The sequence below is a fragment of the Curtobacterium sp. VKM Ac-1393 genome, from assembly GCF_015350995.1.
Classification (GTDB): domain Bacteria; phylum Actinomycetota; class Actinomycetes; order Actinomycetales; family Microbacteriaceae; genus Curtobacterium.
The window spans coordinates 168,803-189,379 of sequence record NZ_JADKRW010000001.1 but is presented as its reverse complement, the minus strand read 5'-3'; the positions used below and the strand labels follow the sequence as shown (position 1 = coordinate 189,379).

The 20,577-nt window shown below is 69.7% G+C and carries 18 protein-coding genes; 11 read left to right on the top strand and 7 right to left on the bottom strand.

From position 1 onward, the window contains the following. Positions 1-82 precede the first annotated feature (82 nt). The 3 genes from ITJ59_RS00895 to ITJ59_RS00885 are packed head-to-tail and all read left to right on the top strand — an operon-like array spanning position 83 to position 3,034. Positions 83-1,057, top strand: coding sequence for a type II CAAX prenyl endopeptidase Rce1 family protein (locus ITJ59_RS00895; protein ID WP_194649222.1), 975 nt, complete (start codon positions 83-85; stop codon positions 1,055-1,057). Then, positions 1,044-2,369, top strand: a complete 1,326-nt coding sequence (locus tag ITJ59_RS00890; RefSeq protein WP_194649221.1) for a sensor histidine kinase — start codon at positions 1,044-1,046, stop codon at positions 2,367-2,369. The genes ITJ59_RS00895 and ITJ59_RS00890 overlap by 14 nt, the downstream gene beginning before the upstream one ends. Next, a complete protein-coding gene (locus ITJ59_RS00885; RefSeq protein WP_194649219.1) occupies positions 2,366-3,034 on the top strand; it encodes a response regulator in 669 nt (222 codons plus the stop codon). Before ITJ59_RS00890 ends, ITJ59_RS00885 begins: the two co-directional genes overlap by 4 nt. 29 nt (positions 3,035-3,063) lie before the next feature. Here ITJ59_RS00885 and ITJ59_RS00880 read toward each other — a convergent pair whose 3' ends face one another. Further along, positions 3,064-3,534 carry a hypothetical protein gene (locus tag ITJ59_RS00880; protein ID WP_194649218.1) on the bottom strand — a complete coding sequence of 157 codons (471 nt, stop codon included), beginning with the start codon at positions 3,532-3,534 and terminating at the stop codon, positions 3,064-3,066. 125 nt (positions 3,535-3,659) lie between these two features. Here ITJ59_RS00880 and ITJ59_RS00875 point away from each other — a divergent pair, with 125 nt between their 5' ends. Together ITJ59_RS00875 and ITJ59_RS00870 are read left to right on the top strand one after the other, a co-directional pair. Beyond that, positions 3,660-4,283 carry a TetR/AcrR family transcriptional regulator gene (locus ITJ59_RS00875; protein ID WP_194649216.1) on the top strand — a complete coding sequence of 208 codons (624 nt, stop codon included), beginning with the start codon at positions 3,660-3,662 and terminating at the stop codon, positions 4,281-4,283. A 200-nt stretch (positions 4,284-4,483) separates the two neighbouring features. Next, positions 4,484-4,945 (top strand): GNAT family N-acetyltransferase, encoded by a 462-nt coding sequence (locus ITJ59_RS00870; RefSeq protein ID WP_194649215.1) that lies wholly within the window; start codon positions 4,484-4,486, stop codon positions 4,943-4,945. On the opposite strand, the gene ITJ59_RS00865 is transcribed toward ITJ59_RS00870, so the two are convergent. The 3 genes from ITJ59_RS00865 to ITJ59_RS18885 form a co-directional block, all read right to left on the bottom strand. Further along, on the bottom strand, positions 4,900-5,997 hold the full coding sequence (locus ITJ59_RS00865) for a BLUF domain-containing protein (RefSeq protein ID WP_228510733.1): 1,098 nt from the start codon (positions 5,995-5,997) through the stop codon (positions 4,900-4,902). The genes ITJ59_RS00870 and ITJ59_RS00865 overlap by 46 nt on opposite strands. A gap of 83 nt (positions 5,998-6,080) precedes the next feature. Beyond that, positions 6,081-7,772 carry a glycosyltransferase gene (locus tag ITJ59_RS18890; protein ID WP_323749357.1) on the bottom strand — a complete coding sequence of 564 codons (1,692 nt, stop codon included), beginning with the start codon at positions 7,770-7,772 and terminating at the stop codon, positions 6,081-6,083. Beyond that, positions 7,769-8,938 (bottom strand): hypothetical protein, encoded by a 1,170-nt coding sequence (locus ITJ59_RS18885; protein ID WP_228510731.1) that lies wholly within the window; start codon positions 8,936-8,938, stop codon positions 7,769-7,771. The genes ITJ59_RS18890 and ITJ59_RS18885 overlap by 4 nt, the downstream gene beginning before the upstream one ends. Positions 8,939-9,358: 420 nt before the next feature. Between ITJ59_RS18885 and glgX the strand changes: the two genes are divergently transcribed. Both glgX and ITJ59_RS00850 read left to right on the top strand, forming a co-directional pair. Beyond that, positions 9,359-11,377, top strand: a complete 2,019-nt coding sequence (gene glgX, locus ITJ59_RS00855; protein ID WP_194649212.1) for a glycogen debranching protein GlgX — start codon at positions 9,359-9,361, stop codon at positions 11,375-11,377. 33 nt (positions 11,378-11,410) lie between these two features. Further along, positions 11,411-11,848 (top strand): hypothetical protein, encoded by a 438-nt coding sequence (locus ITJ59_RS00850; RefSeq protein ID WP_194649211.1) that lies wholly within the window; start codon positions 11,411-11,413, stop codon positions 11,846-11,848. A 5-nt stretch (positions 11,849-11,853) separates the two neighbouring features. On the opposite strand, the gene ITJ59_RS00845 is transcribed toward ITJ59_RS00850, so the two are convergent. Together ITJ59_RS00845 and ITJ59_RS00840 are read right to left on the bottom strand one after the other, a co-directional pair. Continuing rightward, on the bottom strand, positions 11,854-13,152 hold the full coding sequence (locus tag ITJ59_RS00845; protein ID WP_194649210.1) for a PP2C family protein-serine/threonine phosphatase: 1,299 nt from the start codon (positions 13,150-13,152) through the stop codon (positions 11,854-11,856). 70 nt (positions 13,153-13,222) lie between these two features. Then, positions 13,223-13,945, bottom strand: a complete 723-nt coding sequence (locus tag ITJ59_RS00840) for a CPBP family intramembrane glutamic endopeptidase (RefSeq protein ID WP_194649209.1) — start codon at positions 13,943-13,945, stop codon at positions 13,223-13,225. 158 nt (positions 13,946-14,103) lie between these two features. On the opposite strand from ITJ59_RS00840, the gene ITJ59_RS00835 reads away from it, so the two are divergent. The 3 genes from ITJ59_RS00835 (at position 14,104) to ITJ59_RS00830 (ending at position 17,961) form a co-directional block, all read left to right on the top strand. Continuing rightward, a complete protein-coding gene (locus tag ITJ59_RS00835) occupies positions 14,104-15,543 on the top strand; it encodes a polysaccharide biosynthesis tyrosine autokinase (protein WP_194649208.1) in 1,440 nt (479 codons plus the stop codon). Between the two features lie 13 nt (positions 15,544-15,556). Then, positions 15,557-16,504, top strand: a complete 948-nt coding sequence (locus ITJ59_RS19490) for a hypothetical protein (protein ID WP_323749356.1) — start codon at positions 15,557-15,559, stop codon at positions 16,502-16,504. Positions 16,505-16,566: 62 nt separating this feature from the next. Continuing rightward, on the top strand, positions 16,567-17,961 hold the full coding sequence (locus tag ITJ59_RS00830; protein ID WP_323749355.1) for a sugar transferase: 1,395 nt from the start codon (positions 16,567-16,569) through the stop codon (positions 17,959-17,961). A gap of 9 nt (positions 17,962-17,970) precedes the next feature. On the opposite strand, the gene wecB is transcribed toward ITJ59_RS00830, so the two are convergent. Next, on the bottom strand, positions 17,971-19,122 hold the full coding sequence (wecB, locus tag ITJ59_RS00825; protein ID WP_194649786.1) for a non-hydrolyzing UDP-N-acetylglucosamine 2-epimerase: 1,152 nt from the start codon (positions 19,120-19,122) through the stop codon (positions 17,971-17,973). 177 nt (positions 19,123-19,299) lie between these two features. Here wecB and ITJ59_RS00820 point away from each other — a divergent pair, with 177 nt between their 5' ends. Beyond that, positions 19,300-20,532, top strand: a complete 1,233-nt coding sequence (locus tag ITJ59_RS00820; protein ID WP_194649207.1) for a hypothetical protein — start codon at positions 19,300-19,302, stop codon at positions 20,530-20,532. Positions 20,533-20,577: the final 45 nt, after the last annotated feature.

Below are 20,577 nucleotides of genomic sequence, written 5' to 3'. Positions count from 1 at the left end.
ACCTGCATCCTTCGATGCAAGTCCGGCAGGTGCATCCCTGCGCCGGTCGTCCCGCGACGCCGCAGTTCCTAGCGTCGTGTGCATGACGAACACCACCGACGTCCGGCCCAGCGCCGGCACCAGCCCACAGGAACGCGGGGGAGTCAGCGGCGTCATCGCCCGGCACCCGCTCGCGTCCTTCTTCACCCTCGCGCTCGGCCTGAGCTGGCTGGCGTGGGTGCCGTACATCCTGTCGCCGCACGGCATGGGGGTGTGGGGCATCCACTTCCCCGAGGTCCTCGGCTCCGCCCAGTTCACCGGCGTGCTGCCGGGAGCGCTGCTCGGCCCGTTGGGCGGCGCGTTCATCGTCACCGCGGTCGCCGACGGCCGTCCGGGCCTGCGCCGCTGGGTGGGACGCCTGTTCCGCTGGCGGGTCGCCTGGTACTGGTACGCCCTGGCGCTCGTCGTCGTGCCGGCGATGATCGTCGCGTCCGCCCTGCCCTTCGCCGGCGGCGACGTGCGGGCCCCCTCGGCGTTGGCCTTCGCCGCCCTGGTGCCGGGACTGCTCATCCAGCTGTTCTCGACCGGCCTGAGCGAGGAGCCCGGCTGGCGCGACTTCGCCCTGCCCCGCCTGCAGCACCGCTTCGGTGGACTCGGTGCCGCTGCGGTCCTCGGGCCGATCTGGGCGCTCTGGCACATGCCGCTCTACCTGAGCGACTGGGGCGGATGGCCGAACGCGCACTGGAGCGAGCCCGTGGTGTTCGCCCTGTTCACGATCACGTTCAACGTCGTGATGATCCAGGTGTTCAACAAGACCGGTGAGAGCCTGCCCCTGGCCCTGCTGCTGCACGTCGGCGTGAACAACACGATCTCGACGCTGTTCCCGGAGATGTACCCGAGCATGACCGCCGGCACGCTGATGATCGGCCTGACCATCACCTCGACCGTCGCCGCCGCCGTGCTGCTCGTCGTGACCCGTGGCCGCCTGGGCTACGACCCGGCGCGCCGCGCGCTGCCGATCGACGCCCCGGTCCCCGCTCGCACCCGCCTCGTAGGATCCAACGATGGCCTCCGCTGACCCGCGCACCCGCGACCGCCGCGTCGACGTGCTCGTCGCACTCGGCACGGCCGTCCTGGCACTGGGCCTGCTGCTCGGCCTGCCGCCGCTCGACGCCGTCGAGCCGGACGGCCCCGCCCTGGCCCTGCGGGTCCCGGCGCCGTTCACCGCCGCGTGGACCGTCCTGGCGCTCGGCCTGCTGGTCCAGTCCGCCGCCCTGCTCGCCGCCCGTCGGGCACCGGGGACCGTGCTCGTCGCGGTGTCCGCGCTGCCGGTGCTCGTCGCCGCGCTCGCGCCGCAGTCGTTCGACCTGTTCGGCCTCACCGCCCTGCCGGTGGTCGTCGCCGTCGTCCTCGCCGCCCTGCGCGTCCCACTCGCACGTCTGTGGCCCGCGCTGCTGGTCGCCGGCGCGCTGGTGGCAGCCGGCAGCGTGGTCCTGTCCGCGGTCGCCGCCGGAGCGTTCCGTGGCGACTTCGCGACGGGGCTGACCGGCTCGCTCGGCCAGGGCGCCCTGCAGGCCGTCGGCGCCGTCGGGCTCCCGCTCCTGGTCACCCTGCTGGTGCGCTCCCGTCGCGAGGTCCGCGTCGCCCGCACCGCCGAGGCGAGCGCCGTCGGCCGCGAGCAGGACGCCCTGGTCGACGCCGCCGTCTCCCGCGAACGCGCCGCGATGGCCCGCGAACTGCACGACATCGCCGCGCACCACCTGTCCGGCATCGCGTTGATGGCCGCCGTGATCGACCGGCAGATCGACAGCGACCCGGAGCGTGCGCACGAGGGTGCGCGCCAGGTACGGGAGCAGAGCACCGCCGTCCTCGACGACCTGCGTCGCCTGGTCGGGCTCCTGCGCGACGACGCCCCGGCCGAACGTTCGGTCGAGACGGTGGCCGGCATCGTCGACCTGGTCGAGCGGGCCCGGTTCCGCAGCGACGTGCGGCTGGACGTGCTCACCGGCGACCGCCCGCTCGGGGCGCAGGCGCTGGCCGACGGCGTCGGTCCGCTCGCGCAGCTCGCCGCCTACCGCACGGTGCAAGAGGCGCTGGCGAACGCCGTCCTGCACGCCCCGTCCGCCCCGTGCACGGTCACCGTCGACGACCGCGACGCGACCCGGGTGGTGATCCGGGTGGAGAACGCACGGGCCGCCGCTCCGGCAGCGCCGACCTCACCGTCGGGTGGCAACGGCCTGCGGGGGATGCGCGAGCGGGCGGACCTGGTGGGGGCGAGCCTCCAGACCGGTCCCAGCGCCACCGGCGGATGGCTGGTGGAGCTGACGCTCGGACGGGAGGCACCTGCCGCAGTCACGCAGGCCGCCGGCGGCGGCGGGGTGGTCGCGTGATCCGCGTGCTGGTCGCGGACGATCAGCCGCTGGTCCGCGCCGGGGTGTCTGCGCTGCTCGGCGCGGAGGCCGACATCGAGGTCGTCGGCGTGGCCGCCGACGGCGGCGAGGCGCTCGCGTTGGCACGCACGTTGCGGCCCGACGTGGCGTGTCTGGACATCCGGATGCCCGTCATGAACGGGATCGAGCTCGCCCGGGTGTTCTGCGCTCCCGACGCCGACCCGCCGATCCCGGTGCTGATGCTGACGACCTTCGACCTGGACGACTACGTGTTCGGGGCGCTCGAGGCCGGGGCGTCGGGGTTCCTGCTCAAGGACGCCGAGCCGGACGTCATCGTCGACGCCGTGCGCCAGGTCGCCGCCGGGAACGGGACGCTCGACCAGGCCCTGACCCGGCGGGTGTTGCGCGAGTTCGTGTCGCGCCGGAGCCTGCAGCCGGTGTCGGGGGACCGGGCCGACGGGGTGCTGACCGCCCGTGAACGCGAGGTCCTGCTGCTGCTCGCGCAGGGGATGTCGAACGAGGAGATCGCGGTCGCGCTCGTGCTCGAGGTCTCGACCGTGAAGTCGCACCTGTCGCGGATGCTGCCGAAGCTCGGGGTCAGGTCGCGGCTGCAGGCCGTGGTGTGGGCGTACCAGAACCGGATCGTGGCGGTCCCCGAGCCGTAGGGGCTGCATCGTGGCTCGACGCTGGCGTGTCAGCCGGTGGTGAGCGGTTCGGCGGCGCCGGGGACGACGAGTCGCCAGGCGCTGTCGTGGTCGGCCTGGGTCAGGTAGAGGCGGAACGTGCCCTCGGCATCGAGGACGTCACCCTCGAGGTACTCGACGGGTTCACCGCTCGTCGTGCACATGTCCGACGTGCTGACGACGTCGATGGTGGCGCCGGGGTCGTCGCCCTTGGAGACCTTCGTGACCTCGGCCTCGTGGACGGCGTAGACACCGCCGAGCTCGACCGTGCGGTCGGTGCTCGTGACCCGGGCGTCGACGACCAGGTCGGCGGCCTCGCGGCGTTCGGCGGCCGTCATGGTGACGTAGTCGACGCACGAGCTGACCGACGTGCCCGGTCCGATGCCCTGGACCGGTCCGTCGGCGCCGCACCCCGCCAGCAGGCCGCTCGCCATCACGGCCACCACCGCCACCGCCACCGGTCCGATCCGTCCCCAACGCATGGGATGAGTATCCCTCGCCGGCGCATGCCGGAACCGATTCGTGACCGGATTGGTGGTCGTCCGGTATGCGAACGGTCCCGTTCTGGGGGCTTCTGGACTGCCTGCACACCTGGTGGAGTACATGCATGCACATCGAGACGCCTGACGCGGCGCTGCTCCGTTCGACGGTCGTCGAGGGCATGATCCGCGCGCTGCGGGCACGCCCGCTGCACGAGGTGACCCCGGCCGTCGTCGCCGCCGAGGCGGGGGAGTCGGTCACGGTCGTGGAACAGACCTTCCCGAGCTGGGACGGGCTGCTGCTGGCGACCATCGACCACTGGAACGAACAGCGCACCGCGCCGCTCATGCCCCTGGCCGAGCAGTACGGAACCGTGCGGTTCCTACGCGCGATCGTCACCGCCAACATCGCCGACCCCTCGCTCATGCGCTTCCTGACGGCCACGCTGAACATCGCAGCGTCGCCCGAGCACCCGCTCGCGCCGATGCTCCACGCGCGCTGGCGCCGCTTCCACGCCTTCGTGCAGCACGCCCTCGAGCGGGACATCCTGCTCGGCCGGGAGCCGCGGACGATGGAACCCGCCCGCGGGTCCGAACAGCTGCTCGCGACGTACGAGGGACTGCAGCTGCAGTCCATGGTGCGACCGGACATGGACCTGCTCGAGTCCTTCGACCGTGCCGTGACACGCATGCGTGAAGGATGGTCCCGCACCTACATCGCGCCCGTCTGGGACCTCGACCTGGCGAGCTGACCCAGACCCACCACAGGCCACGGACGCTAGGGCGTCCGAGGGCAGACGCCAGTCGTCTGCACGCGCCGCCGCTCGATTCGGGTTCGAGCGGCAGAGCGCACACCGTGCCGCCGCTCGATTCGGGTTCGAGCGGCGGCACGCACACCGATCGCCCACGTGGCACCGCGACGACGCGGCGCCGGTGAGGAAGACCCTCCACGATGCAGCGCCCGCCGTTCTCCGTCGTCGCCGAGCCCTTCGACGCCGACGACTCTGTTCGGCTGCGCGCCGCCGCGCGGATCGAGGTCGATCGGACCTACGGTCGACCAGCCGACCGCGGGCGTCCCCTGACCGGCGCGACCGCCGCCGCGCACGTGATCGCACGCGACCGCACCGGGTTGGCGCTCGGCACCGCGTCGCTCAGCGCCGCCGGGGACGGGGTCTTCGAGGTCCGGCGGTTGTTCGTGCGGCCGGACTCGCGCGGGCAGGGTGTCGGCGACCTGCTGCTGCTCGAGCTGCTCGCCCAGGCCGAGGAGCTGCAGGCACCGGCCGTCGTCGCCGAGATCGGGGCGCTGCAGCCGCACGCCGCCGCGCTCCTGACCCGGAACGGGTTCGTGCGGATCATGCCGTTCGGGCCCTACCGCGAGGACTCCGAGTCGGTCTGCTTCTCGCGGGCGTTGTGACCGCTGGTCCGGTCGACCGGGATCTCGAACAGGTCCGTGTGCCGGTAGTCCTCGGCCCACCCCCGCCGCTGCCGTGACACCGCGCGGTCGAAGGACGCGATGATGTCGAACCCCTCGATCAGGAGCGACTGGATCCTGAGGCCGTCGTAGAGCGCCAGGAGCTGCTCGGTGGCGCGCGCGGGATCCATGGTGGCCGGCTCGCGGCCGGTCCGGATGTCCTGCTCGAGTGCTTCCCGGACGGTCTGGCGGAACCGGAGGTACAGGGTGCGGTAGTACTGCGCCCCCTCGTGGCCGGGGTCCGTGCTCGCCGCGAGGGCGGAAGCGAGCAGCCGCATCAGCGCGGGTTCCTCCGAGTACGCCACGACCAGTGCGTGCAGGTAGGCGACCGCGCCGTGCGTGTCGGCGATCGGCCGCAGGGGTCGTGACACGGAGCTGGACCACCGGTCGACCGTGGCCGTCAGCAGGCTCTCGCGGGTGGGGAAGTGCTTCCGGAGCTCGTCGGCGGACAGCCCGGCGCGGCTGGCGACGGTGTCGACGTCAGCCTGCTCGACCCCGGTGCCGTGGAGCACGGTGATCGCCGCGCCGACGATCCGGGTGCGGATCTCGACCGCGTCGTCGCCGTGTTGGTTCGTCAGCGGCGCCAGGGGGTGCTTCCGGAACCATCCCAGCAGGGCCTTCGCGCGCGATGCGGTGCCCGCCGGGTCGGGTGTGTGCCCTTCGGCGAAGAGGTCCAGGAACCCCGGGATCTCCTTGATCAACGGGTCGGCGGGTTGGAACGCCATCGACCACTCCGGGAAGGACCGGGTGGCGACGGTGTCCGCAGCGATCTGGCGCACGTTGGTGTGCCGGGGGTCCTGACGGATGCCGTCGAACCGTTCCCGCACGACCTGGTCGTCGCCCTCGATGATGCCGATGCAGTTGCTGCCCTGGTGCGCCAGGATCCCGGTGATGCCGAGTGCCAGGTTCTTCTCGCGAGCGATCACCAGGATCTCGGCGAGTTCGTCGTCCGTGACCGGTCGGCTCATCGTGCTCACGTACACCAACGACAGCATGCGGGCCCCTGTTCCTCGAAGCGTGCGTCCGCTCCACACAGTGGCGCACACCGGCCTCGATGACAAGCGTCGGATCGCGACGCTCAGGCGGCGGTGGTCTTGGTGAGGCCGTGCTCCGTCTTCTCCCAGTAGTGCGGGCGGGTGATCAGCTGCCACAGCCCCTTGTACGCGGCGACCGAGTGCAGCACCCAGTAGACCGGGTTCAGCAACGCCCAGAGCATGAGATCGAACCGCGCGCGCTTGTACGGACCCATCATGGTCAGGTAGATCATCGTGGCGTTGCCGAGCAGGAAGTCGAGCACGCACAACCAGAGCACCGGTGCGGGGAACACCGGGGCGGTCCACGAGGCTGGCAGCACGAGCGTGGCGATGGTGACGGCGATGCCGGGCAGCATGCCGAGGAACGTCAGCGGTGTCCCGGCGATGAGCAGTGTGAACGCGGCGGCCCGACGCAGCCCGATCTCACGGACCAGCGCCCTGGGCCGACGTGCGTGCACGAGGGCAGTCTGCATGTAGCCCTTGATCCACCGCGACCGCTGCCGGACGAAGTTCGGGATCGAGGTGTTCGCCTCTTCCATGGTGGTGGAGTTCACGACGGACACGCGGTACCCGACCGCGGACGCACGGATGCCCAGGTCGGCATCCTCGGTGACGTTGTAGGGGTCCCAGCCGCCGAGTTCGCGCAGCAGCTCGGTGCGGAAGTGGTTCGAGGTGCCCCCGAGCGGGATCGGCAGGTTGCGGGCGTCGAGGCCGGCGAGCATGTAGTCGAACCAGTACGAGTACTCGAGCGTGAACATCCGGGTCAGGGCGTTCTCGTCGGCGTTGAAGTAACTCAGCGCCGCCTGCACGCACACCGTGTCGTCGCCGGCTCGGTCGAAGGTGATGAACACCTTCTTGAGCTGGTCCGCGTCCGGACGGTCCTCGGCGTCGTAGATGACGACGTACTCGCCGCGGGCGATCGTGAGGCCCACGTTGCAGGCGCGTGGCTTGGTCTGCGGTGAACCGGGCGGCACGATCACGATCCGCATCCACGCCGGTGGCTCGGCGTCGAGCACGGCCTGGCGCGTCTCGTGGTCCTCGGCCTCGACGAGGACGAGGACCTCGAGCCGTTCCTTCGGCCAGTCGATGGCCTCGAGGTTGCGGACGAGGTCCCCGACGATGTTGGCTTCGCGGAACACCGGGACCAGCACGGTGTACGTCGGCAGTGTCGTGTCGTCGAGTGCGGCGACATCCGCCGCCGAGACCTGCTCGACGAGGTCGAAGCGGGCGCCGACCATGGACACCCAGAACTTGAAGACGATGCCGGCGAGGAACCCGAGCGACAGCACCGCGGTGACGACAGCCGCCGTCGTGCCCGGCGCGACCACCATGCAGGCGGCGAAGGCGAGGAGGGCGATGCCGCCACCGACCTGCTGGCCGCGGGACAGCACGGTGCGAGCGGACATTGCGGGGATCGTGCGAGCGAGGTCGTGGGCGGCGAGGTCGGCGACCTCGTCGTCCAGCTCCCACATGATGCGCTGCCGGACCTCGGACTCGTCGACGGTCCGGAGCACGACGGGCTCGCCGAACTCCTCGGTCAGCGCGGCCCGGAGCACGTCCGGGTCCGACCGGCCGCTGGTCAGGACGAGGACACCCTCGCGGATCCGCGACGAGGCGACCCAGCCCTCGTCGACGTGTCGGCGGACCGAGCACCGGTGCTGTGGTCGCCAGTCGGAGTCGTGTCCCCGGTGGCGGCCGTTCGGGTCGTCGAGTCGTCCTGGCGCGACGGCGGTCACGCGGTCACCATCGCCACGAGGGACTGCATCCACTCGGCGACGACCTCGCGTTCGAACGCGGCGGTCCACGCGAGCGGGATCTGGAGGGCTGCGAGCACCATGATGAGGGCGCTCGTGACGCGGCTGCTGGCCCGCGGGAGGATCGCGATCGCGACGGCGAGCATCGTGACGAAGGTGTTGCCCGCGGTGGCGACGGGGATGAGTCCGATCGCGTAGCCGGCGAGGATCCCGGCGAACAACGCGATGACGATGACGATCGCACCGGGCCGGTGGACGAGCAGGGCCAGGAGGCAGCCTGCGACGACCATCGCGAGGAGCAGCAGGCCGTCGAACGAGCCCACCAGGTGCTGTAGGCCGTTCAGCCGGGTGCTGTCGGTGTGCACGGTGTTCCGGAGCGCCGCGAACGGATCGTGGAGGACGAGCAGGTCGAGCACGGACATCGAGCCGAGGACGGCGAGGCTCGGGAAGACGAGCACGAGGGTGTTCGCCCGTCGGATGCCCGGCTGTCCGCGGCGAGCGAGTTCGAGGAGCGGAGCCGTCAACGCCGCGATCACGACGTAGACGAGGCCCATCGGGTCGACGAGTGTCGAGAGCATGAGGGACAGCCCGGCGCGGAAGCCCGCCTGCGTGTCGCCGTACGAGAAGAACCGCACCATGTCCGCGATCGCGAGGGCGAACAGCGCGATGCCGAGGAAGGCCTGCAGGTCGTTGAGGGCGACGAAGGCGTAGAGCGGGTTCGCGCCGAGCGCGATGGTGAACACGACCACCTTCCGCATCCGGATCCCGCGCCGGAGCATGGCCTGCGCCAGCAGTTGCAGGAGCACGCCGGCTGCGAGGCCGCCGAGGACAGCTGCGCCGTGCACACCGAACGGCAGGAACCGGAGCAGGACGCCGGAGAGCAGCGGGTAGAGCTGTCCGACGGCCTGCACGACGCCGCCGTCGAGTGCCGCCGTGGCGCGGTCGAGCGTCGCCTGGTTGCCGGTGAGTGCCAGGAGCGGCGTCGACGGGACGCCGATCGAGAGCACGGCCACCAGGACGTAGGGCACGGCGAACGCGAGGCGCAGGATCCACCGGGTCCACGCGTGGGGGAGTGGACGGAGCGCGGAGCGGCGCGTCGACGGGGGGATCGACGGGGCGTCGAGTCGACGAGGGACCGTGAGGGTCATGCGCGCTCCTTCGGGTGGAAGCAGACAGTGGAGTCCTGTCGTCCATCACACTGCGAGGACAGACGATTCGGTACGCCCAGAACGGGGTACAAGAAGGTCCCCCACAATGAGGACATCGCGTCGAACCCGGGGAATGGGTGCCGCCGCCCCGAACCCGAATCGACACGGCGGCACCACTGCGATCGCCCTACCCGAAGGGGACCGCCTTCGCATGGTGCCGAGGCTCCGCGCGGATATCGTCCGCAACGGAGTTGCTGACCCGACGACTCAACCAGCCGCCTCGACACGGCGGTATCCCCCGAACGGGGAACGCGCGTTCTCCGGATGGCGTCGAGCATCGATTGTCCGGTCTGCGCAGCGATGCCCGTCGGGGTACGCACACGATCCAGGAGCACAGCGGCCACCCGGTACAACGACACGATGACCTCTTCTGCCCGCACCCCGCTCGGCGTCACCCTCGTCGACGGCGGCGCCAACGTCGCACTCTTCTCCAGCACCGCGGAGCGCGTCGAGTTCTGCACGTTCGACGACGACGGGACCGAACACCGCACCGAGCTGCAGCACCGCACCGGCTACACGTTCCACGACATCGTCCCCGGCGTCGCCGTCGGTACCCGTTACGGCTTCCGCGTCCACGGTGCGTGGGACCCGGCGAAGGGTCTGCGGCACAACGGCGCCAAGCTCCTGCTCGACCCGTACGCCACGGCGGTCGACGGCTCGTACGAGTGGGGCCAGGCCCTGTTCGGGCACGACATGGACGACCCGGAGACCCGCGACGACACCGACTCCGCCGCCGCGATGCCGAAGTCGGTCGTCGCGGACCGCTCGTTCGACTGGGGCGACGACGTCCGTCCCGCGACCAGCCTGGCCGACACCGTCTTCTACGAGGTCCACGTGAAGGGCTTCACGAAGCAGCACCCCGACGTGCCCGAGCAGATCCGTGGCACCTACGCCGGCATGGCGCACCCGGCGGCGATCCAGCACCTGGTCGACCTCGGCGTCACGGCTGTCGAGCTGCTCCCCACGCACCAGTTCGTCCAGGACTCGACCCTCGCCGACAAGGGACTCCGCAACTACTGGGGCTACAACTCCATCGGCTTCTTCGCACCGCACGACGAGTACTCGTCCAGCGGCACGGCCGGTCAGCAGGTCGCCGAGTTCAAGGAGATGGTCAAGGCCCTGCACGCCGCCGGGCTCGAGGTCATCATGGACGTGGTCTACAACCACACCGCCGAGGGCAACCACATGGGCCCGACGCTGTCACTCAAGGGCATCGACAACGAGTCGTACTACCGCCTCGTCGAGGGCGACGAGGCGAACTACTTCGACACCACGGGCACCGGCAACTCGCTGAACGTCTCGCACCCGGCGGCACTCGGACTCATCATGGACTCGCTCCGCTACTGGGTCGAGGAGATGCATGTCGACGGCTTCCGCTTCGACCTGGCGACGACGCTGACGCGTCAGGGCGGCGAGGCCGAGAAGCACTCCGCGTTCCTCGACATCATCCACCAGGACCCGGTGCTCCGTCGCGTCAAGATGATCGCCGAGCCGTGGGACACCGCGGGCTACCAGGTCGGTGGGTTCCCGGCCGACTGGTCCGAGTGGAACGGCAAGTACCGCGACGACCTCCGCGCCTTCTGGCGCGGCGACGAGGGTGCGCTCGGCGACGCCGTGCAGCGCGTCCTCGGCAGCCCGGACGTCTACGAGGGGTCACGGCGCTCGCCGCTGTGCTCGGTCGACTTCGTCACCGCGCACGACGGCTTCACCCTGGCGGACCTGACCTCGTACGCCGAGAAGCACAACGAGGCGAACGGCGAGGACAACAACGACGGCGAGAGCGACAACGCCTCGTTCAACGGCGGGGTCGAGGGCCCGACGGACGACGCGGGGGTCACCGAGTACCGCGACCGGCAGCGCCGGAACTTCCTCGGCACCCTGCTGCTGTCGGCCGGCGTGCCGATGATCCTCGGCGGCGACGAGATCGCCCGGTCGCAGGGCGGCAACAACAACGCCTACTGCCAGGACGACGAGATCTCGTGGTTCGACTGGCAGGCGGCCGACCGTGACCTGCTCGCGTTCACGACCGCGGCGATCGCCTTCCGAGCACAGCACCGTTCCCTGCGCCCGGAGTGGTACCGCACGGCACCCGGTGACTCCGAGTCCACCGTGTCGGTCCTGCGTGCCGACGACGCCGGGTTCGAGGACGGCGACTGGGCCGACGGCGGCAACCGGGCGGTGATGCTCGTCTTCGAGCAGGGCGACGACACCGTCGCGGTCCTGCTGAACGCCTCCGACACCACCGTCGAGTTCACGTTGCCGGAGAAGCCGGGTGGCGGCACCTGGCAGCTCGGGCTCTCGAGCGACCCGCAGCAGCAGGTCACCGGCGACGCGGAGACCGTGCTCGTCCGCGACGCGTCCTTCACCGCCCTGCACTGACATCGCGGGGTCGGGGACCGCTACCGTCGAGTCATGGGGAACGATGACGCGGCGGAGCGCCGCGACCGGAACCGGTGGTGGCTGTGGTGCGCCGGCGGGTTCGTCGTGACGGTGGTGGCGCTGCTCGTGCTCGGGCAGTGGTTCCCCGTCAGCGCCGGTGTCGCCGGGGTGTGGTTGGTGGTGGCGCTCTCGCGATCCGCCTTCCCCCAGGGCGCTCCTCGTGCGGCAGCACGACCGGCGACGATCGTCGCCTTCGTGCTCCTGGCGAGTGGCCTGAGCCTGCTGATCGGCGCGCTCGTCCCGAACCAGAGCGACGGTCCTCTCCGTGTCGAGGGGACCGTCCTCGGGGCCGTGCTCACCGTGGTCGGTGCGACCTGGGCGATCGTCGTGGCGAAGCGGTTCTCACGGCGCCAGGTCGATGCCGAGGTCGAGCGGCTCCGGCGGGAACAGGGATCACCGACCGACGACTGACCTCGTCATGCGCGCTCCTGGTGCCCTGGAGGGGCAGCCATCGCGGAGGTGTCCGTCGTGACGGGTGTCCGTCTGATCGCGATCACCGTCACGTCGTCGTCGTGCTCGATCTCCTCCGCCCGCGCGGACAGCGCCGCCACCAGCGCGGTGGGCTCGGAGTCGCATGAACGTGCGAGATCGGCCACCGCGTCGACGGTGTCCTCGCGGCCTCCGTAGAGGTCGAGCACGCCGTCGCTGAACGAGATGAGCAGGTCACCGAGCCCGAGGAACCCCTCGGTCGTCGCCCACTCGTCGCGGAGCCCCATCCCGAGCGGCAGGTCGCTCGACCGGAGCCGCTCGACGCTGCCGTCGGACCGGAGCACGAGGCTCAACCCGTGTCCGGCGTCGGCCCACCGGAAGGTGCCGTCGGTGGACAGGCGCGCGTGGAACAACGTCGTGAAGGTCACGTCGGTCGTGCTGCGCTCGGCGGCGAGTCCGTCGGCCGCACGGAGGAGCGCCTCGGACGGGTCGTCGACGGCGCGGGCACTGCGGACGGTGGCCCGCACGGCCGCTGCGATCAGTCCGGCCCCGACACCCTTGCCCATCACGTCGCCGAGACTGACGGCGACCCCGGTGTTCGTCTCGTACCAGTCGAAGAAGTCGCCACCGACCGACTTCGCCGGCAGGCACGCACCCGCGACCGCCACGTCGGCACCCAGGTGCGCGGTCGACGTCGGCAGCAGGGACCGCTGGACGACGGCGGCCCGGTCGATCTCCGCGCGCACGCGCTCCTCGCCCAGCTGGGCAGCACGGACGTTGCGTCGCGCTCGCCGGGAGAGCTCGTGCACCACTGCGGCGACCGTGCCGAACACGGTCACGGTGATGCCGAGACGGACGAGTTCGCTCCCACCGGGGGTGGTCGTCGGCGTCAGGAAGTACGGCGCCAGGATCACGAGCGACACGCCCAGCACTGCCCACAGGATGGTCAGCCGCCCACGGAGCGACCCGCACCAGACGACCGGCAGGACGGCGAGCGAGGTGAAGACCGACGTACCCGCGCCCGTACTCGTCCGGAACAGCGCGATCGCCACGAAGTCGAGCAGCAGCAAGGCAGGCACCAGTCCGACGGCGTGGGGGAACGCCAGTGCCACCGCAGCCACGATCGTCGCGACACCGGTGCAGACGAGGCTCGCGACGAACAGGTCGTCGTCCGTGATCTGGAGCGACGGGACCGCGAGGGTGAGGACCGCGCTGAGCGCCAGCAACCCACTGAGCGGAGCCTGCCGTGCGAGGGGGCTCTCGAGGATGCTGGTTCGGCGAGACATTCGAGTACGACGTTACCGTTCCGGCTGTGTCATCGCTGAGAACAACTCAGACCAGACAGCACGATCGGTATCAGCGTGGCCAGGTGAGCACGACGGCGACGGTGTTGAACAGGACATGCGCCAGGATCGCGCCGCCGATGCGTCCGGTCATGGCGACGAGCGTGCCGGTGAGCAGCCCGAGCACGAAGGTCGTCACGAAGACCTCGAAGCCCGCCACCGACGAGGTCGTCGTGCTGATCGCCAGGTGCATGAACGCGAACGCGAGCGCGGTCACCAGCACCGCCAGGAACTGCGTGCGCGGCGTCAGCTCGGCGGCCAGCCGGCGCTGCACGACTCCGCGGAACACGATCTCCTCGAGCACCGGACCGAGCAGGCACACCCCGATCGCCGAGACCACGAGCAGCAGCACGTCCGGCGTGCCGAGGGTCGCCTGCGGCGTCAGCCCGGTCGCGCCGAAGAACAGGACGGACAGCACGGCGTCGAGCCCCCGGCAGACGATGACGATGCCGATCGCGGCGACGACGTCGGCCCAGCCGAGCCCGAGCCGTCGGACGAGCACGCCCGGAGCGGACCGCCGCAGCACCCACCCGACACCGAGGACGAGCGGCACCCACACGGCCAGATCGGCGACGACGACCTGCACGATCGGCGAGGGCAGACCCCCAGTCCGGGCGACGCCGCCGACGATCCGCGACAGCAGCACGGCGACCAGCAGCGCGATCACGACGACCTGCAGGTCCCGCACCGCCGAGGTGGGGCGGGTGACCGACGACGCGTCCGGTTCGGGCTGCATGTCGCCACCGTACGGGACACGCGACGAGACGATGTGCCGGACGACCCGAGTGCGACTCATCCGTGTGGCACTATTTCCATGCCGAACACTGGGATGATCCCGGTCGACCTGTGACAGGGACTGTGCAGGAAACGGCGACTTCCGGGGAAGGGTGCCGCGTGGAGCTACGCGACTACATCGCGGTCTTGCGCAAGGGATGGGTCTTCATCCTGGTGCTGGCACTGGTCGGCGTCGCTGCCGCTGCGGGCTTCTCGCTGCTCAAGCAGCCGGTCTACTCGGCGTCGGCGCAGGTCTTCGTGTCGACGCAGACCAGCGGCAGCGCCAGTGACCTGGCGCAGGGCAACACCTTCACACAGCAGCGGGTGCTGACGTACTCGAACCTGGTCGAGACGCCGATCGTGCTCCTGCCGGTGATCTCGAGCCTGAAGCTCGACATGACGTCCGACCAGCTCGCCGAGCTCGTCACCTCGGACGCACCGCTCAACACGACGCTCATCTCGATCAGCGTGAACGACACGGACGCCAAGCAGGCCGCCGACATCGCGAACGCGACCTCGGAGAGCCTGACGAACGTCGTGCAGAACATCGAGGCGACCGACGCCGACGGCACCAGCACGGTGAAGCTCACCCGTGTCAAGGAAGCCCAGGTGCCGAACGTGCCGGTCAGCCCGAACGTGCCGGTGAACGTCGTGCTCGGGCTGCTGGTCGGCCTGGCCCTCGGTGTGGGCGTCGCGGTGCTCCGTGAGACGCTCGACAACCGCGTCCGCACCGAGTCGGATGTCGAGAAGATCAGCGAGAAGCCCGTCGTCGGCGGGATTGCCTACGACAGCAAGGCGTCGGAGCGACCGCTCATCGTGCAGGTCGACCCGCGCAGCCCCCGCGCCGAGTCCTTCCGCACGCTCCGCACCAACCTGCAGTTCCTCGACATCGGCACCGGCTCCCGCACCTTCGTGATGACGTCGTCGGTCGAGTCCGAGGGCAAGAGCACCACCGTCGCGAACCTCGCCATCGCCCTGGACAGCGCCGGCTTCCGCGTGATCCTGATCGACGCCGACCTGCGTCGTCCGAAGATCGCCACCTACATGGACCTCGAGGGCGGGGCCGGACTCACCGACGTACTCATCGGGCGCGCCACGATCGAGGACGTCGCCGTTCCGTGGGGCCGCGGCAACCTCATCGTCCTGCCCGCCGGTCCCATCCCGCCGAACCCGTCGGAGCTGCTCGGTTCGCGTGCCATGCAGGACCTGATCGCCGGCCTCGAGCAGCAGTTCGACTACGTCCTGTTCGACGCGCCGCCCCTGCTGCCCGTCACCGACGCCGCCATCCTGGCCAAGAAGGCGTCCGGCGCGATCGTCGCCGTCGCCTCCGGTCGGACCCACAAGGGCCAGCTCGCCGGTGCCGTGAGCGCCTTGGAGAACGTCGGTGCGCCGATCGCCGGTTTCGTCATGACGATGATGCCGACCAAGGGACCGGGCGCGTACGGCTACGGCCGCTACGGCTACGCCTACGGGTACGGCCTGCAGGACGAGGACCAGCCGACCCCGCCGAAGCCCCCGAAGCGCGGCCGCGTCGCCGCCACCCGCGGAGCCGCCCGATGACGGCGGTCCCCGCGTGAGTCCGCGCCGAGGGTCACGGATCCTCGGCAGCGTCTCCTCGCGCCGCACGCTCGTCTGGGTCGCCGTCCTCGTCGTGGTGCTCGTCGTCGCAGACGTCCTGCTCGTCGCTCTGGCGCTCTCGCGCACCGCGCCCGCCTCCAACGGCACCACCGGACCGGTCCCGACCTTCTCCAGTACGCCCCGTCCGTCGCCCTCGGCGACGCCCGGCGTCTCCGCCACGGCGGATCCCGCAGGGATGGTCGCGCCCGGCCGCCGTCTGCTGTCCGCAGTGGACGGACGGGAGGCATGGCGCGCCTCCAGTGGGACATGCGGCGGAACCGACGGGGTGCTGGAACACACCGTGGACGGCGGAACGACGTGGACTCACGTCGGTCTCGGGGCGGGCGCCGGCGCGATCCTGGCGCTGCGCGCCAGCACCGACGGCGTCTCGGTCGTCGTCGGTTCCGGCGACGACTGCGCGCCGACGGTACGCACCTCGGCCGACGACGGCCGGTCCTGGACCGACGGCGCCCCCGGCGCCGCTGGAGCGGGCATCGCTCCCGATGGACTGATCCTGTCGACCGGCGTGGTGGCCTCGCCGTGCGCGGACCCGGCGGAGGCCTACGAGGGCCAGTTCACGACCGCGGTCGTCTGCGCCGACGAGGTGCAGTGGCGCTCGGGCACCAGAGCCTGGGTCGGGGTCCCGTTCGCCGGCGTCCGCTCCCTGGCCGACGACGGCAACGCGTACCTGGTCGCCCGCGTCGGGGCCACCGCGTGCTCCGGGGTGGAGATCCGGTCGATGCCCGCAGCCGGGGTCACGCCGACGACGACGACCGCCGTCGTCGGCTGTGCGGCGGATGCCGACCCGGACGGCGCCGTCGCCCTCGCTCGGGCCGGCGGGGCCGTGTGGCTCTGGTCCGGTGGAGCCGTACTCGTGTCCGACGACGGTGGCACTTCGTGGTGACCCTCACCAGTCGACAGACGACAGCAGCAGTGCCTTGGGCGAAGAGCTACGCGCGTCGACTCGTGATCACCGACATCCTCGTGCTCATCTGGGTCGTCTTCGGCGTGCAGATCGCGTGGTTCGGCTTCGACAGCGCGGCAGTCAGCGGCAGCGTCGCGGACCTGGCCATCGGGTACACGGCAGTCTCGCTCGCGATCATCGTCGCTTGGCTCGTCGTCCTCGCGATCTACGACACTCGTGACCACCGGTATGTCGGGACCGGCTCAGCGGAGTACCGACGGATCGTCGATGCCTCGATCCGTCTCTTCGCCTTCGTTGCCATCGTCGCGTACGTCTTCAAGGTCGATCTCGCTCGCGGGTACATCTTCATCGCGTTTCCGCTCGGAATCCTCGTCCTGATGTTCAGTCGGTGGATCTGGCGGCAATGGCTGAACGCCCAGCGGCATGGCGGACGATTCTCCGCCCGGGTGCTCCTGGTCGGTTCTCGATCGAGCGTTGAGCACCTCGCAGGGGAGCTCGCGCGACATCCTGAAGAGGGCTACCGGGTCGTCGGAGCATGCGTCCCTGACGGGAACGTCGGGGACACACTCACAGGCATGGACGTGCCGATCGTGGGCAAGATTCCTGACGCTTTGGAGGCGCTCAACTCGATCGGCGCCGACACTGTCGCCGTCACGAGTTCCGAGGAGCTCGGAGCCCAAGCAGTCCGTGAACTCAGCTGGGGACTGGACGGCGGCAGACAGCACCTCATCGTGGCGCCGAGCCTGACGCAGATCAACGGCCCCCGTATCCACACACGCCCCGTCGCTGGCCTGCCACTGATCCACGTCGAGATGCCCCGCTACGAAGGGTCGACGCACCTGCTGAAGCGCACCTTCGACGTCGTTGGTTCGGCGTTGCTCATCGCGCTGTTGTCGCCGGTGCTGCTCGTCCTCGCTCTCCTCGTCAAATTGACGAGCGCAGGGCCGGTCTTCTACCGGCAGGAGCGGATCGGTCAGAACGGTGAGCCGTTCCGCATGCTGAAGTTCCGCTCGATGCGCGTCAACGCTGATGACGAACTCGCGGCGTTGCTCGCGCGGCAGGGAACATCCGACCAGCCGCTGTTCAAGGTTGAGAACGACCCGCGTGTGACATCGATCGGGCATTTCCTCCGCAAACACTCGTTGGACGAGTTCCCACAGCTGTTCAATGTCCTGACGGGCTCGATGAGCCTCGTCGGGCCTCGCCCCCAGCGCGAAGGCGAAGTCGCGATGTACGACGATGCCGCGCGTCGGCGGTTGCTGTTGAAACCCGGCATGAGCGGGCTCTGGCAGGTCGGCGGACGGTCCTCACTTGGATGGGAGGACGCCATCCGACTCGATTTGTACTACGTCGAGAACTGGTCGATGACGGGTGACCTCGTCATCCTCTGGCGTACGGTGAAAGCAGTCCTCCGACCGGGCAGCGACGCCTACTAGCTCGGGCGTCTACTCGCTCGTTGCCGGTGCGAAGTCGACGACGGTGGTGACTGGACGGTCTGCGGCCAGCGCCTCGAGAGCAGCGATCGTGCGTTCGGTTGCGCGGCCGTCACCGTAGGGGTTGACCGCCTGTGACATCGCGGCGTACGAGTCGTCCGACCGCAGGAGTTCATCGACCGAGCTGACGATCACGGACGCATCGGTCCCGACGAGCTTGACGACACCGAACTCCACCGCTTCCGGCCGCTCAGTGGAGTCGCGCATCACCAAGACCGGCTTGCCTAGTGCGGGTGCTTCCTCTTGAATGCCGCCGGAATCAGTGAGCACGATCGAGCAGGCATTGAGCAAGTAGACGAACTCGCCGTACCCGACGGGCTCGGTGATCAGGACGTTGGGCAACGACTGTAGTGGGGGCAGGAGTGCTTCGCGGACGGCGGGGTTCTTGTGGACCGGGAGGACGACGAGGAGATCAGGGTGGGTGGTGGCCAAGGTCCTGAGCGCCGAGGCAATCTGCTCCATCCCTCCTCCGAGGTTCTCTCGCCGATGCGACGTCACCAGCAGGATCCTTCGGCCGCTCCTGACCGCCTGCTCCAGGGCCGGGTCGGAGAACGAAACATGGTCGCGTGAACGCGCCTGGAGGAGCGCATCGATGACGCTGTTCCCCGTGACGACGATCGAGTCAGCGGCCACGCCTTCGTTCAGCAGGTTCTGGCGGCTGTGTGGTGTCGGAGCGAGGTGGAGCGAGGTGATCTGGGTCAGGAGCTTGCGGTTGCCTTCCTCCGGGAACGGAAGACGGAGATCGTGGCTCCGAAGCCCAGCCTCGAGGTGCACAACAGGAATCTGGTGGTAGAACGCTGTCAGACCCGCTGCGAAGGCCGTGGACGTGTCTCCCTGCACCATCACAGCGTCGGGCCTCTCCGCGCTGAACAGGCTGTCGAGCCCATGCATCGTGGCCGTCGCGATGTCGACCAGTGTCTGGCGCGGCTTCAAGATCGCCAGATCGGTGTCCGGGACGATCCCGAATACTTCGTTCACCTGGTCGAGCATCTCTCGGTGCTGACCGGTCACTGTCACGTGCGACATCAAGGTCGAGTGCGACTGGAGTGCCTTGACGATCGGCGCGAACTTGATGGCTTCCGGGCGAGTGCCGTAGATCGGCATGATGTTCAAGTGGGTCTCCGAGCGACTATGGGAGCCCGTGTGCCCCCATGCGAGATTCTAAAGGCCGAAAGACCTCTGTCCGGATTGATCTTCGTGGCAGAATGACCGAGCGCGGGACTGGCCAGGTCTGCCGCGGAAGGGGACCTGTTGCCACGTCAGACCGTTGCGGATCGTTCCGTGGTGGATCCGCGACCGGCTCCCGCGACCGCTACCCGCGCCGCCACCTTCGGGGTGACCGCGATCATGCTGGCACAGTGGATCCTGCCGACCGTCGGGTTCGCATTGCTCGTGCATGACCGAGGTCAGGTGCGCGGAACGGCTGTCGTGCTGCTCGCGCCGCTCATCTTCACTGCGGGGGTGTTCCTCGCCAGTCGAGTCGGCTCTCGAGGTCTCGCGGAGGAGCTGGACGAGCCGGCATGGCTTCCCTCGTTCCTCCGCGGATGCATCTTGGTGTTGGGCGTGCTTGCGGTCCTGCACTTCTCCGCCGTCGGTATCCCGCTGCTCAGCAGCAGCGTCGAGACCAGCCGGTTCGACATCGGTTCGAGCGGGCTCGGTGGTTTCCCGAGCCGCGCTGTCCTCTACGCGCTGCCGATCGCGGCGTTGATCGGGTTGGCGACCATCCGGGATGCCTCGAAGCGTCCCGCGGTGACACTGTGGGTCCTCTTCGCCTCGACCCAGGTGTTCCTCGGATTCAAGGGCGGCCTCATCGAGGTGCTGATCATCACCGCGCTCGGTCTGGCGATCCGGTACGGGCGCTTTGGGTTCAAGCAGCTCGCTGGGTTCGCCGTCGGCGGGGTGGTGGCAATCGGATACGTCACGTACGTCGGCTCGAAGTACCAGACGCTCGCTGGATCTGACGCTGGCATCGCTTACGTGATCCGGCGTTCGACGAGCGACGCGATCATCGCCGGCTACACCGCTTTGACCGCTCGCCCGGTTGGGATCTCCGATCACACCTCGGTGCTGTTGCGCGACCTCGGTGTGCTCTTCGGCCGCTACCTGGGGACTGCCCCAGAGGGGTACTCCTTCGACGAACTGGTCTCGTCGGTCGTGACGGGGACGCCGATCCAGCGAGGGGCTTTCCTCGTGCCAGTGACGGTGGGTGGGCCTGTCTACCTGCTCTACAGCATGCCGGTCTTCGCTTGCATCCTCGTCATCTTCGCCCTCGGGGTCGTCTGGCGGTCGGCCGTCGTGCGGCTGCGACAGGCGAGCGGTCCGTTGCTCACCGTCGGCGCCGGCGTGTTGGTGTACGGGATCCGCCTGTTCTTGATGAACGGCAACGGCGCCTACCTCCTGATCAACCTGACGTTCACTTTCGGGTTGTTGGTGATCTGCGCGGGTGTCGGCCAGGTGTTCCTCGGACGACGCCGGACACCGGGTGCCATCGCCGTGAGGAGACCACTTCATTAACGCGCAACGAACTCGCTTCGCCCTCTTCCAGGCTGGACCGATCGC

Excerpts from the sequence above, each read along its gene's own strand:
- ITJ59_RS00895 (WP_194649222.1), top strand. The coding sequence starts at position 83 with ATGACGAACACCACCGACGTCCGGCCCAGCGCCGGCACCAGCCCACAG.
- ITJ59_RS00890 (WP_194649221.1), top strand. The coding sequence starts at position 1,044 with ATGGCCTCCGCTGACCCGCGCACCCGCGACCGCCGCGTCGACGTGCTC.
- ITJ59_RS00880 (WP_194649218.1), bottom strand. The coding sequence starts at position 3,534 with ATGCGTTGGGGACGGATCGGACCGGTGGCGGTGGCGGTGGTGGCCGTG.
- ITJ59_RS00875 (WP_194649216.1), top strand. The coding sequence starts at position 3,660 with ATGCACATCGAGACGCCTGACGCGGCGCTGCTCCGTTCGACGGTCGTC.
- ITJ59_RS00870 (WP_194649215.1), top strand. The coding sequence starts at position 4,484 with ATGCAGCGCCCGCCGTTCTCCGTCGTCGCCGAGCCCTTCGACGCCGAC.
- ITJ59_RS00865 (WP_228510733.1), bottom strand. The coding sequence starts at position 5,997 with ATGCTGTCGTTGGTGTACGTGAGCACGATGAGCCGACCGGTCACGGAC.
- ITJ59_RS18885 (WP_228510731.1), bottom strand. The coding sequence starts at position 8,938 with ATGACCCTCACGGTCCCTCGTCGACTCGACGCCCCGTCGATCCCCCCG.
- glgX (WP_194649212.1), top strand. The coding sequence starts at position 9,359 with ATGACCTCTTCTGCCCGCACCCCGCTCGGCGTCACCCTCGTCGACGGC.
- ITJ59_RS00850 (WP_194649211.1), top strand. The coding sequence starts at position 11,411 with ATGGGGAACGATGACGCGGCGGAGCGCCGCGACCGGAACCGGTGGTGG.
- ITJ59_RS00845 (WP_194649210.1), bottom strand. The coding sequence starts at position 13,152 with ATGTCTCGCCGAACCAGCATCCTCGAGAGCCCCCTCGCACGGCAGGCT.
- ITJ59_RS00840 (WP_194649209.1), bottom strand. The coding sequence starts at position 13,945 with ATGCAGCCCGAACCGGACGCGTCGTCGGTCACCCGCCCCACCTCGGCG.
- wecB (WP_194649786.1), bottom strand. The coding sequence starts at position 19,122 with ATGCCGATCTACGGCACTCGCCCGGAAGCCATCAAGTTCGCGCCGATC.